Genomic DNA, 12,508 nt, shown 5'->3' with positions numbered 1-12,508 from the left:
GCTTCACACTATTTTAATTATATATGGACCTGTAGCTCAGCTGGTTAGAGCGCACGCCTGATAAGCGTGAGGTCGGTGGTTCGAGTCCACCCAGGTCCACCACAACTTAGTTTTACTAAGTTTTGAACCATAACAACTTAAAACTAATCAAAATTTCAAAAAAAACAATGAACTGGAAAAACAGAAATGTTTAAAACAAAGGTCAAGTTAAGAAGAGCACTAGGAGAATGCCTAGGCACCAAGAGGCGAAGAAGGACGTGACAAGCTGCGAAAAGCTACGGGTAGGAGCAAATATCCTAAGAACCGTAGATATCCGAATGGGGAAACCCACCTCGTAAGAGGTATCCCATACCCAATAAATAAGTATAGGAAGCGAACCAGGTGAACTGAAACATCTAAGTAACCTGAGGAAAAGAAAGAAAACTCGATTCCCAAAGTAGCGGCGAGCGAACAGGGAAGAGCCCAAAGTGCAGAAAGAAAAAATAGCCAGTCGAATCATCTGGGAAGAAGAACCAAAGAGGGTAAAAGTCCCGTAGACGAAAGCGAAGATATCTAGCACAAAAGAGTACCACAGAACACGAGGAATTCCGTGGGAATATGGGGGACCACCCCCTAAGGCTAAATACTACTTGGTGACCGATAGCGAACAAGTACCGTGAGGGAAAGGTGAAAAGAACCCCGAGAGGGGAGTGAAAAAGAATCTGAAACCTAGTGTTTACAAGCAGCGAAAGTAGACAAGAACTACGATCGCGTACTTTTTGTAGAACGGGCCAGCGAGTTACGATTATTAGCAAGGTTAAACATTACAGATGTGGAGCCGAAGCGAAAGCGAGTCTAAAGAGGGCAAAAGTTAGTAGTCGTAGACCCGAAACCGTGTGATCTATCCATGGGCAGAGTGAAGTTGAAGTAAAATTCAATGGAGGCTCGAACCGGGTAGCGTTTAAAAGCTATCGGATGACCTGTGGATAGGGGTGAAAAGCCAAACGAACACGGAGATAGCTGGTTCTCCTCGAAATAGCTTTAGGGCTAGCCTCTAGATAAGTGAAAAGGGGGTAGAGCACTGAATGGTCAAGGGGCATGCATATGTTACCAAGACCTATCAAACTCCGAATACCATATCACAAACTAGGGAGTCAGACTATGTGGGATGAGCTTCATAGTCGAAAGGGAAAGAGCCCAGACCATCAGCTAAGGTCCCAAAATAATAGTTAAGTGGGAAAGGATGTGGAGTTACTGAGACAACTAGGATGTTGGCTTAGAAGCAGCCACTCATTTAAAGAGTGCGTAATAGCTCACTAGTCAAGTGACTCTGCGCCGAAGATAACCGGGGCTAAACTATATACCGAAGCTATGGAACGTCAAACGTTGGTAGAGGAGCAATGTATGAAGGAAGAAGCAAAAGGCGAAAGCCATTGTGGACAACATACAAGAGAGAATGCTGGCATGAGTAGCGAGAGGTGAGTGAGAATCTCACCCGTCGAAAACCTAAGGATTCCTGAGCAAGGCTCGTCCACTCAGGGTAAGTCGGGACCTAAGGCGAGGCTGAAAAGCGTAGTCGATGGACAACAGGTGGAAAATCCTGTACCGATACAATCGTCAAAAAGGAAGTGGGGACGCAGGAGGATAATAAGAGCGCCCAGTTGGTGAGGCGTGCAAGCGCAAAGTCTGAAAAGTAGGCAAAACCGCTTTTCGAAAAAGATGAAGCGTGATGCGGATCGAAAACAAGTAGAGAAGCTTAAGACTCCACACTGCCAAGAAAAGCCACTACAAGAGAAGTATCGCCCGTACCGCAAACCGACACAGGTAGGTGAGGAGAGAATCCTAAGACGAGCGGAAAAACCTTTGTTAAGGAACTCGGCAAAATGACCCCGTAACTTCGGGAGAAGGGGAACCCCTGTAAAAGGGGGTCGCAGTGAAAAGGCCCAAGCGACTGTTTACCAAAAACACAAGTTTCTGCTAAGTTGAAAAACGAAGTATAGGAGCTGACACCTGCCCGGTGCTGGAAGGTTAAGGGAAAGAGTAAGCGCAAGCGAAGCTTAGAACTGAAGCCCCAGTAAACGGCGGCCGTAACTATAACGGTCCTAAGGTAGCGAAATTCCTTGTCGGGTAAGTTCCGACCCGCACGAAAGGTGTAACGATTTGGGCACTGTCTCAACAAAGGATCCGGTGAAATTGTAGTAGCGGTAAAGATGCCGCTTACCCACGACAGGACGGAAAGACCCCGTGGAGCTTTACTGTAGGCTGAGATTGAATTTTGGGATTAAATGTACAGAATAGGTGGGAGGCAAAGAATAAGGTACGCCAGTATCTTAGGAGCCGCCGTTGGGATACCACTCTTTTAATGCTAGAATTCTAACCTAACCCCATGAATCTGGGGAAGGGACACTCTCAGTTGGACAGTTTGACTGGGGCGGTCGCCTCCGAAAGAGTAACGGAGGCGTTCAAAGGTTCCCTCAGCACGGATGGAAATCGTGCGAAGAGTATAAAGGCAGAAGGGAGCTTAACTGCGAGACCAACAAGTCGAGCAGATGCGAAAGCAGGACTTAGTGATCCGGTGGTACCGAGTGGAAGGGCCATCGCTCAACGGATAAAAGCTACCCCGGGGATAACAGGCTTATCTCCCCCAAGAGTCCACATCGACGGGGAGGTTTGGCACCTCGATGTCGGCTCGTCTCATCCTGGGGCTGAAGTAGGTCCCAAGGGTTGGGCTGTTCGCCCATTAAAGAGGCACGCGAGCTGGGTTCAGAACGTCGCGAGACAGTTCGGTCCCTATCCGTCGTGGGCGTAGGAAATTTGAGAGGAGCTGTCCTTAGTACGAGAGGACCGGGATGGACAAACCGCTGGTGAACCAGTTGTACTGCCAAGTGCATAGCTGGGAAGCTAAGTTTGGAAGGGATAAGAGCTGAAGGCATCTAAGCACGAAGCCCCCCTCGAGATGAGATTTCCCTCGAAAGATAAGACCCCTTGAAGAAAACGAGGTAGATAGGCTCAAAGTGTAAGTGTAGCAATACATTAAGCTAGCGAGTACTAATAGGTCGAAGACTTGACCAAAAAAGAAAGGCGATTAGTTTTAAGGAAATCTGGTGAGAATAGGACAATGGACACACCTGTAACCATGCCGAACACAGAAGTTAAGCATTAGTCCGCTGATGGTACTTGGTTGGCAACGACCTGGGAGAGTAAGTTATCGCCAGAAAGGGACAAAAGTCCCAATAGTCTTAGGTAGCTCAATGGTGGAGCAACCGGCTGTTAACCGGTAGGCTGTGGGTTCGAGTCCCACCCTGAGAGCCAGTAAAAAAGATAAGCCGGGGTGGCGGAACTGGCAGACGCACAGGACTTAAAATCCTGCGGTGGTAAAACACCGTATCGGTTCGATTCCGATTCTCGGCACCAAAAAGAAGAATAGTAGCCGGGTAAAAAATGACGCGGGATGGAGCAGTCTGGTAGCTCGTCGGGCTCATAACCCGAAGGCCGGAGGTTCAAATCCTTCTCCCGCTACCATAAAAACATATGGCGGCGTAGCTCAGTTGGCTAGAGCATACGGTTCATACCCGTAGTGTCAGGAGTTCAAATCTCTTCGCCGCTACCATTTTAAAATACGGTTTGTGTTACATAAACCGCTACCATATAAGGCCCTGTGGTCAAGCGGTTAAGACACCACCCTTTCACGGTGGTATCCCGAGTTCGATTCTCGGCAGGGTCACCAGATGGACGCATAGCTCAGTTGGGAGAGCATCTGCCTTACAAGCAGGGGGTCATAGGTTCGAGCCCTATTGTGTCCACCAAAATGGCCTGGTAGTTCAGTTGGTTAGAATGCCAGCCTGTCACGCTGGAGGTCGTCGGTTCGAGCCCGATCCAGGTCGCCAATATAGTATAAATATATTATGTAAGCAAGAGATGCTGGTGTAGCTCAATTGGTAGAGCAACTGACTTGTAATCAGTAGGTTAGGGGTTCAAGTCCTCCCACCAGCTCCAAAAGACTTGTAGGGGATTTCATGGAGGAGTTCCCGAGTTGGCCAAAGGGGACGGACTGTAAATCCGTTAGCTTAGCTTTCAGTGGTTCAAATCCACTCTCCTCCACCAATAAAACTAAAAATCCTATGCGGGTGTAGCTCAGTGGTAGAGCCCCAGCCTTCCAAGCTGGTTGCGAGGGTTCGATTCCCTTCACCCGCTCCATATAAGCACCTATAGCTCAGTAGGATAGAGCAACGGACTTCTAATCCGTGTGCCGGGGGTTCGAATCCTCCTAGGTGCGCCAAACCCAATGATATTGGGGTGTAGCCAAGTCGGTAAGGCACCAGACTTTGACTCTGGCATGCGTAGGTTCGAGTCCTGCCACCCCAGCCAAATTAGTTAGACCCATTAGCTCAGTCGGCAGAGCACTTGACTTTTAATCAAGGTGTCGCGCGTTCGAATCGCGCATGGGTCACCATTTTAAAAATTTATATTTATGGAGAGGTACCGAAGTGGTCATAACGGGGCGGTCTTGAAAACCGTTAGGGTGCAAGCCCACAAGGGTTCGAATCCCTTCCTCTCCGCCATTTTTTAATCTGTGATTATCACAGATTTTTTGTTGAAAATTTAATATTTTTTAGACCCATTAGCTCAGTCGGCAGAGCACTTGACTTTTAATCAAGGTGTCGCGCGTTCGAATCGCGCATGGGTCACCATTCTAAAAGACTTTATGTTAAACATTGAGTAGACTTAAAATAAAGGCTCTATAATATTTGCTGTGAGTAATCTCTAACAGATATTATAGAGCCTATTTATATAAAGTTTATTCTACTGGTACTACTTTTAAATCCTTTGAAACGTGGTTTAAAACTTCGCAACCATCTTCTGTTATTAGCACCAAGTCTTCGATTCGTACACCAATGCCTTCGTCTAATAAATATATTCCAGGTTCAACAGAAAAAATTTGTCCAATTTCTATTATGCTATCATTTACAGATGAAACATCGCCAGCTTCGTGAGTTTCAAGTCCAATGGAGTGACCAGTTCTGTGAGTGAAATATTTTCCGTAACCCCTTTCTTCGATATAATTTCTTGCAGCTTTGTCCACATCAGACATTTTGTTGCCAGGTTTTGCCGCTGCAATACCACGAAGATTGGCTTCTTTCACGATTTCATAGATTTCTCTTGCTCTGTCACTTACCTCTCCTATGAAAACTGTGCGCGTCATGTCAGATGCGTAATTTTTATACATTCCGCCAATATCTAAAACTACGCAGTCGCCAAGCTTGCCATAAGTGTCATCTGTGGAGTGGTGAGGGTCTGCAGCTGATCTTCCGTAAGCTGTGATTGGTTCAAAGGAAACTTCTTCAATTCCATGTGATTTATATATTTCTTTTAGCTTTGCACTAAGTTGTCTTTCGTTAAGTCCCTTTGAAACCCAAGGTATAAGTTCTTCCATAACCTTGTCATTTATCATAGAAGATTCACGCATCAATTTTATTTCTTCTTTGTCCTTAATGCGTCTTACTGCGTCTACAATGTTTGAACCGTTAATGTATTTTTTGTCGGGGAAAATTTCTTGAAGGCGAAGCAAAAATTTAGCAGACCAAAACTTGTCTATGCCAATTGTCTTGTCGTCTTTAATGTATTTTGAAAGCTTTTCGATACCATCTTCAATGTCGTTATACCAAATTAGATGTGCTCCAATTTCGTCATCTTGTGGAAATAATTCGTTTATTAAAAGCTCAATGTCTCCGTCTTTATGAATGTAAAGTGCAAGGGCTCTTTCTCCAGGTTCAATTTTTTTGCCTAAAAAATAAAAAATTGCATAAGGGTCGCTTATTATCATGTGAGCCAGATTATTTTCTTCCATATTTTTTATTAGTCTATTAATTCTACTTTTGTGCATAATATCCTCCATTCTTTTTTAAAATATATCACAACTTATCTATAATATCCATTGGTAAAAATAAATTAATCTGCAGTTTCCCGCAGATTAATTTTTAGTAAGTGATTTAATTATATTTGCCACTTTTGATGGCATTAAAATTTCGTGTGTTCCAGGTGCAAAGGCAGTTACGCCAAGGTTGTTGCAGGAATCTACAAAGGCTTGTTGTGAAACTATTACTCCATTTTCCATAAGTGTTTTTGCAACATCGGCTGGAGTTGCGCCTGTGTCAATATTTATGTTGTAGGTCTTTAAATTTGTGTTAGAAATTTTAGCAAGAACTTCCCTTACCTTTAATCCTTTGTTTAAATCGTAAGTGCCGGGAACAATTTTATTTCCAATTTGCATATCGTCAACTAATGTTTTATAAGCATTCAAATCTTTTATTAAACCCTTTGACATTAAAATTTCGCCAAGTTCATCAACATTTGTGCCTTCAGGAACTGTGATTTTTGTTGTGGTATTGTCAGATTCTTTCTTTTCTTTTTCTTTGCTCTCGTCTAAAGCAACAATTGGCTTTACAGATTTTTCATCTTTAAGTCCAGTTGCAATGAAAATTTCATTTGCGGTATTTGTAAACTCGTCTATAATGCTTATTCGTACCTTGCGACTTGAAATTGAGTTTAGATAAAGAGAGTCAATTCTCCACTTGATTATGAAAACCAAGGCTAAGAAAAACAAAATTGACAATAAAATTTGTAAAAATTTAATAAAAAAGAGCTTGCCTCTATTAAAATTATTCAAAATAAACCTCTTTTCATCTTGTTTTGATATAATTATAACAGTAAAGTTGAAAAAATAAAAGTTGGAGAAATTATGAGAGAAATTATTGTAAATAAAAATGATGGTGGAAGAAGGCTAGATAGGTTTCTTAAAATTTATTTTGAGAAGGCGCCACTTTCCTTTATATATAAAAATTTAAGGAAGAAAAATATTGTGTTAAATGGCAAAAGGGCAAAACCAGAGGATATTATTGATGAAGGGGACAGGATAAAATTATTCTTGTCAGAAGATACAATTAATAAATTTAAAAAAGATATAAAAAAATCTAAGAATTCAAAGCTTCCCAATATTTTATATGAAGATGAGGATATAATATTGGTAAAAAAGCCAGTGAATATGCTAACTCACAACGATATCAGCATCTATCAAGATAATGCTCTCGACAGAATGGTGGACTATTTAATTGAAAAGGGGGAATACAGTCCAAGACTTGAAAAATCCTTTAGACCTGCCTTTGTGAATAGACTTGATAGAAATACTTCTGGAATTTTAATTGGAGCTAAAAATTTAAAAACTTTACAAATTTTAAATGAAGCTATAAAAAATCGCGAGATAAAAAAGTATTATATCACCATTGTTTCTGGAAATGTGAAAAGTGATTTTGATGTGGATATAAACTTAGTTAAGACAAAAAACAATGTGATGAAAAAATCTAGCGACCAAGGCAAGAGGTCAATTACAAAATTCCACGTGCTAAAAAATAGAGGTGGTTATTCTCTTCTTTCTGTGAATTTAATTACGGGAAGGACGCATCAGATTAGGGCTTCATTAAAGGAAAAAAACTTGTTTATTATTGGCGATAGAAAGTATGGAGATGATAAAGCTAATAAAATTTTTATAGAAAAGGGATTGAACAGTCAATTTTTGCACAATTACGCTCTTGTCTTTGAGAGCGATAAGCTAAAAAATTTGTTAGGAAAGAAATTTATTTACCTTCCGGGAGAAAAAATGATGCATATTGCAGAAGAAATTTTTGACGTGAATTTAGGTGAGATTTTAAATGAAAAAAATAATTTTTAGAAATCCAAGGGAAAAATTTGATTTTGCAAATTTAAAGGGCAAGAAAACTTTGATAATCTTGCCCTCTCAATCTGCAATAAATTTTTATATAAGAGATATGCTAGAAAATAAAGTAGATATCACAAAGACCGAGTTTGATACTTTTGATGGCATTGGCAAGAAAATACGCAGGTACAAACCCGATTCAATTTTAAAATACATAATTCTTTCTAAAATTTTAAAAGATAATTTTGGCGATAGGTTAATTTTCCCTGAAACTGTGGATATCATCTTGGATTTTTTCGACGACATAGTAGAAAATAATTTATGCAGTGAAGATATTTTAACGATAGATGGTGAAATTTTTAAAAATCTTGGGAAAGTTTTTCGAATTTACAAAGATTATTTTGAAAAAAGAGGATATGATATTTATGGCAGGATAAAGGATCAGTCAATGGAAGGAACTCTTTTTGATACTTTTATCATCTCAGGATTTTTGGAATTTAGAAAAAGTGAAGAAGAAATTATAAAGAAATTATCTAAAATTTCCAATAAAAATATTTACATTGATATTCCTTTTAACTTTTTTAAGTCAGAATTAGTTTCTTCTACTATAAAAAGTTTAAAGGATCTTGATTTTATTTTAGAAGAAAAGACATTTTTGGACTATAAAGAGTATTTAAAGGCCAAGGAAATATATGCAATTTCGTCAAAGGGCGATTTCTACAATTTATTTTTTTCTAAAATAAAAATGACGCTTAAAAATAAAAAAGTTGAGGACATAGGAGTTTTAACTGGTTCAAGAGGACTTGCCTATAAAATAAAATCTCGTGAAAATTTTGAAAATCTGGAGTTTAATGTGAAATGCAGTGAGAGATCTCTTTTAGAAAGCGAATTTATGACTTTGTTGGAATATTTTAAAGATAAAAGCAGGGAAAACACAATAAAACGCGTGAGACTTTCATATTTTCCCCTTGAATGCGACTTGATCGACCTTGAAAAGGCCTTTTTGTCCTATGATTTTAATAATTTATATGATATAGATTTTTCCAAGGTAAAAAGTATTACAGTAAATTCTAACTCAATAGATAATTTTTTAAGGGGAGTTGAAATTTTACAGGATGAAGTCATAAAAGAGACTGCAAATATAGATTACTACCTAAATTTTTTCGGCGAATATTTAGATTGTGTAAAAATAAAAATTGCAGATGAGGTAGAAACAAATCCCGAAACTTTTGCAATTAGAGATTTAAGGTTTCTCGAAAAAATGGAAGAAAGTTTCTCAAAAATGAAAAAACTTTCTTCGCTTTATAGTGAGATTTCACTCTTTGATTTTGTGTTGATCACAAAAAAGTACATTGAAAAATCAAAGACAGATGCGATTCAAAACTTAGAGGGAATTGAAATTTCAAACTATTCATCAAATTATTATAGAGAATTTAAAAATTTATTTTTAATTGGATTTGATCAAAATTTTGAGAGAAATGTAAAAAACAACTTCCTTTACAATAGAGAATCTGAAGAGGACATGAGGGAAATTGGACTAATCAAAGATAATTTTACGAGGGATTACATCTATCTCATCTACGATTTAATTATGTCAGAGAAAGTTTTTATTTTAATAGATGATTATGATAAAGGCCTTTCAAAGCTTTTAAACAAATTAATTTTTGATTTAGGGTTAAAAATACAAGAGCATGAAAAAATTTATTCTACTTCAAATATTGACTTTAACAATTCACGTGAGGAGTTAAATTATAATGTTTCAAGGGAAGAACTTGCTGGAATTAACAAAAAAATAAGGGAGAGAAATTATTATGTTACAGATTTTGACACTTTAAAGGAGTGTCCAAGGAGATTTTTATTTGAGAAAGTTTATAAAATTGAAAAACTTGAAAAGGACTATGATGAAAAATATTATCAGAGGACTGGCGATAAGTATCATCATATTTTAGAAAAATATTTCAAGAGGGAAAGGGATTTAAAGATTGAAACTCTAAAGGAATTGATTTTAGAAGAAGAAAATTTGGGGGATTTTAATAATCTTTCTTTTTTAGAAAAAATTTCTGTTATAAATTCCTTCAATACTTTAAGTGAATATATTAAAAGTGATTTAGAGGAGCAAAAAAAATATGGTTTTATGCCAAAATATTTTGAAGAAAAAATAGATACAGATATTTCTGGAATAAAAATAAAGGGAAGAATTGATAGGATTGATTCCTTGGGCGAGAGTGAGATTTTAATTGACTATAAGAGGTCAAATATTAGGACTAAAAAGGAAATAGAAGATTTAAAATCTTTTCAAATGCCAATTTATGCTATTTCTAGAATAAAAGTGGGTAAAAAAATAGCAAGTGCAATTTATGGATCTGTAAAAAAAGCAGAACTTACAACTGTGATAAAAAATTCTGACATTTTGCCGAGAGATGACAAAAGGAGGAATTACTTTACAGAAGATGAACTATGTGAACTTCTAAAAAAAGTTGAAGCTGAAATAATTGCAATGACAAATAGTATTACCTCTGGTGATTATAATTCTAGGAGCGACTGCAAAAATTGTGATTATACAGAAATTTGTGAAAATAAGGAGATTTAAATGGATAAAGGGGAACTTAGGAAAAAATATTCAAAACTTAGAGAAGGAATTAAAAATAGAGATGAAAAAGATAAAAAGATTAGAGAAAGTCTTAAAAATTTAGAAATTTATAAAAATGCAAAATCTGTATTTATTTTTATATCTTATAAAAGTGAAGTTGACACAAAAGAAATTATAAACATGATTTTAAAGGATGGTAAAAAGCTTTTGGTGCCACTTGTAAAGAATAGGGAGATGATTGCAGTTGAAGTTAAGGGGATAGATGACTTAGAGCCAAACAAAATGGGAATTTTGGAACCTAAGGAGGGCAAAGAGGTAGTAGATGTAGATTTAACTATTACACCAGGACTTGCCTTTGACAAAGATGGTTATAGACTAGGCTATGGAGGAGGATTTTACGACAAATTTTTTGCAAAGGTTGAAACAATAAGAATGGGTATTGGTTATTCTGAGCAAATTTTAGGGAAATTAGCACATGAAGAATATGATATACCGCTAAATTATCTTTTGACAGATGAGGGTTTTATAAGGTTTGGTGCTAAATGAAAAGAGAATATCCTAAAATAGAAGCAAAGACATGGAAGTGGATACTTGCACTTATGATTTCCATAGGCTCTTTTTATGGAGTAAGTCTTTTATTTTATATTTTTGATATTAAAAATGAAATAATAATGGCTCTTGCAGTTAGCATAATTTCTCTACTTTCACTAGTAATTGTAGATAAATACTTTATAGTTAAAATATTTTTGCGATTAAAAATGAGGGACTTATTTTATATAATTATTGGGCTTGGTTTTTCTATTATCGCAGTTATAATATCATCAATTGTAGTAGAAAAGCTGGGAATAAAGGCAGATATTAATCCGATTTTTGACGTATTGACTCCAGACAATTTTAAGAGTTTTTTTATATCGACGCTAATACAATTTATTGCAGAAGAAATAATTTTTATAATTCCCTTTTTATTTGTGATAAATAAAATAAAATCTGAAAATAATATTTTAAAAACAATTTTTGCAATAGTACTTTCATCGGTGATTTTTGGAGCAATGCACCTTTCCACATATAATTATAATATTTTACAAGCAGTTTTGATTATTTCAATTATAAGAACGGGGTTATCTATGTCCTATGTTATTTCTAAAAATCTTACAGTAACCTATCTTATCCATATAATTTACGATTGGAGCTTAATCGGAATATATATGGCAGCGGGGCAAATGATAAAATAAATAAACCACGATTTTGGATTTATTTCCATTGTCGTGGTTTTTATTACAAAGTTTTTAGCGTTACAAAATTAAATTTTAAATCGAAAGTTCTTTAAAGCCATTGCCTAAAATTTCTGATGTGTCGGAAACTGAAACAAAGGCTTCGGGATCATGTTCTTTAATAATTTGACGAACCCTCACAAGTTGTCTCGAGGAGCAAACAACATATAAGATGTAGACATTCTTTTTCTTGTAAGAAGTTATACCATTGATAAAAGTTGATCCTCTATGTATTTCTTTGTGAATTTCTTTTGCAATATCTTCATTTTTTTCAGAAATTATGAAGATTTGTTTTTGTTTTCCAACGCCAAGTTGAATTTTATCTACAACATTGTAATTTATAAACATTAAAATCAAAGTGAAGAGCACTTTGTCAAAGGTAAAGAAATAACCTAAGGAACTAACTATTATAAAATTAATTCCCATAAGGACATTTCCAATAGTGATGTTAAATTTTTTCTTTAAAATTGCAGCGACAATATCAAGACCGCCAGTTGAAGCTCCATTTCTGAAGGCAATACCCATGCCAGCTCCGTTTAAAATGCCGCCAAAGACACAAGCGAGTATAGGCTCCTTAGTTAAATAAAACCCTGGAGCGATTTTTTGGTAAAAGGATGCAAATATAGATAGCAACAAAATTGAAAGTGTAGAGAAAAATGTAAAGTCTCTATCCAAGAAAAACATGCTTAATATTGAAGTAGGTATATTTAGCAAAAATATTAACATTGGAAGACTTAGCCCTGTAACATTTGAAATCAATATACTTGTACCTGTTAGACCTCCAGATATTAGTAAATTTGGTTTTATTATGTAAACTACGGAAAAAGCAAGAATTATATTGCATACTATGACTGATAGAAGTTTCCTACCAAAAGTTTTTGAAAAAATCCATTTTTTAAGACTTATTATGCTTGAGTTCATAAAAACACCTCTTAAGGTATAATACACTATATCAAA

The 12,508-nt window shown here is 36.7% G+C and carries 7 protein-coding genes, 16 tRNA genes and 2 rRNA genes; 22 read left to right on the top strand and 3 right to left on the bottom strand.

Translation table 11 applies throughout. From position 1 onward, the window contains the following. The first annotated feature begins 25 nt into the window (after positions 1-25). The 18 genes from BIV18_RS03830 (at position 26) to BIV18_RS03745 (ending at position 4,670) form a co-directional block, all read left to right on the top strand. Positions 26-102, top strand: a tRNA-Ile gene (locus tag BIV18_RS03830). 98 nt (positions 103-200) lie between these two features. Beyond that, positions 201-3,051, top strand: a 23S ribosomal RNA gene (locus BIV18_RS03825). 28 nt (positions 3,052-3,079) lie between these two features. After that, positions 3,080-3,196 (top strand): 5S ribosomal RNA (gene rrf / locus BIV18_RS03820). A gap of 20 nt (positions 3,197-3,216) precedes the next feature. Further along, positions 3,217-3,291 (top strand) — tRNA-Asn (locus BIV18_RS03815). A 13-nt stretch (positions 3,292-3,304) separates the two neighbouring features. Then, positions 3,305-3,393, top strand: a tRNA-Leu gene (locus tag BIV18_RS03810). Positions 3,394-3,424: 31 nt separating this feature from the next. After that, positions 3,425-3,501, top strand: a tRNA-Met gene (locus BIV18_RS03805). 11 nt (positions 3,502-3,512) lie between these two features. Further along, positions 3,513-3,589, top strand: a tRNA-Met gene (locus BIV18_RS03800). A gap of 42 nt (positions 3,590-3,631) precedes the next feature. Continuing rightward, positions 3,632-3,706, top strand: a tRNA-Glu gene (locus BIV18_RS03795). A 3-nt stretch (positions 3,707-3,709) separates the two neighbouring features. After that, positions 3,710-3,785, top strand: a tRNA-Val gene (locus tag BIV18_RS03790). Between the two features lie 4 nt (positions 3,786-3,789). After that, positions 3,790-3,866 (top strand) — tRNA-Asp (locus tag BIV18_RS03785). 33 nt (positions 3,867-3,899) lie between these two features. Continuing rightward, positions 3,900-3,975, top strand: a tRNA-Thr gene (locus BIV18_RS03780). A gap of 22 nt (positions 3,976-3,997) precedes the next feature. Continuing rightward, positions 3,998-4,083, top strand: a tRNA-Tyr gene (locus BIV18_RS03775). A 19-nt stretch (positions 4,084-4,102) separates the two neighbouring features. Next, positions 4,103-4,176: transfer RNA gene (locus BIV18_RS03770), tRNA-Gly, on the top strand. 5 nt (positions 4,177-4,181) lie between these two features. Beyond that, positions 4,182-4,258 (top strand) — tRNA-Arg (locus BIV18_RS03765). A 13-nt stretch (positions 4,259-4,271) separates the two neighbouring features. Further along, a tRNA-Gln gene (locus BIV18_RS03760) sits at positions 4,272-4,347 on the top strand. 9 nt (positions 4,348-4,356) lie between these two features. Beyond that, a tRNA-Lys gene (locus BIV18_RS03755) sits at positions 4,357-4,432 on the top strand. 20 nt (positions 4,433-4,452) lie between these two features. Further along, positions 4,453-4,541: transfer RNA gene (locus tag BIV18_RS03750), tRNA-Ser, on the top strand. Between the two features lie 53 nt (positions 4,542-4,594). Next, positions 4,595-4,670, top strand: a tRNA-Lys gene (locus tag BIV18_RS03745). A gap of 107 nt (positions 4,671-4,777) precedes the next feature. Here BIV18_RS03745 and BIV18_RS03740 read toward each other — a convergent pair. Next, a complete protein-coding gene (locus tag BIV18_RS03740; RefSeq protein ID WP_075659365.1) occupies positions 4,778-5,863 on the bottom strand; it encodes a M24 family metallopeptidase in 1,086 nt (361 codons plus the stop codon). 87 nt (positions 5,864-5,950) lie between these two features. Next, on the bottom strand, positions 5,951-6,646 hold the full coding sequence (locus BIV18_RS03735; protein ID WP_075659364.1) for an endolytic transglycosylase MltG: 696 nt from the start codon (positions 6,644-6,646) through the stop codon (positions 5,951-5,953). A 72-nt stretch (positions 6,647-6,718) separates the two neighbouring features. On the opposite strand from BIV18_RS03735, the gene BIV18_RS03730 reads away from it, so the two are divergent. The 4 genes from BIV18_RS03730 to BIV18_RS03715 are packed head-to-tail and all read left to right on the top strand — an operon-like array spanning position 6,719 to position 11,512. After that, positions 6,719-7,705, top strand: a complete 987-nt coding sequence (locus BIV18_RS03730; RefSeq protein WP_075659363.1) for an RluA family pseudouridine synthase — start codon at positions 6,719-6,721, stop codon at positions 7,703-7,705. Then, on the top strand, positions 7,686-10,280 hold the full coding sequence (locus tag BIV18_RS03725; protein WP_075659362.1) for a PD-(D/E)XK nuclease family protein: 2,595 nt from the start codon (positions 7,686-7,688) through the stop codon (positions 10,278-10,280). The genes BIV18_RS03730 and BIV18_RS03725 overlap by 20 nt, the downstream gene beginning before the upstream one ends. After that, entirely contained in the window at positions 10,281-10,826 is a 546-nt protein-coding gene (locus tag BIV18_RS03720; protein ID WP_075659361.1) for a 5-formyltetrahydrofolate cyclo-ligase, read from the top strand. Next, a complete protein-coding gene (locus BIV18_RS03715) occupies positions 10,823-11,512 on the top strand; it encodes a CPBP family intramembrane glutamic endopeptidase (RefSeq protein WP_075659360.1) in 690 nt (229 codons plus the stop codon). Before BIV18_RS03720 ends, BIV18_RS03715 begins: the two co-directional genes overlap by 4 nt. Before the next feature lie 75 nt (positions 11,513-11,587). Here the strand turns inward: BIV18_RS03715 and BIV18_RS03710 are convergent, their stop codons facing one another. Further along, positions 11,588-12,472: a YitT family protein gene (locus tag BIV18_RS03710; RefSeq protein WP_075659359.1), complete on the bottom strand. Its 885-nt coding sequence runs from the start codon at positions 12,470-12,472 to the stop codon at positions 11,588-11,590. Between the last annotated feature and the right edge of the window lie 36 nt (positions 12,473-12,508).

Source organism: Peptoniphilus grossensis, assembly GCF_001940285.1.
In the GTDB taxonomy this organism is placed as follows: Bacteria; Bacillota; Clostridia; order Tissierellales; family Peptoniphilaceae; genus Peptoniphilus_A; species Peptoniphilus_A faecalis.
The sequence above is the reverse complement of the archived record's forward strand: the minus strand, read 5'-3'. Positions and strand labels throughout refer to the sequence as shown.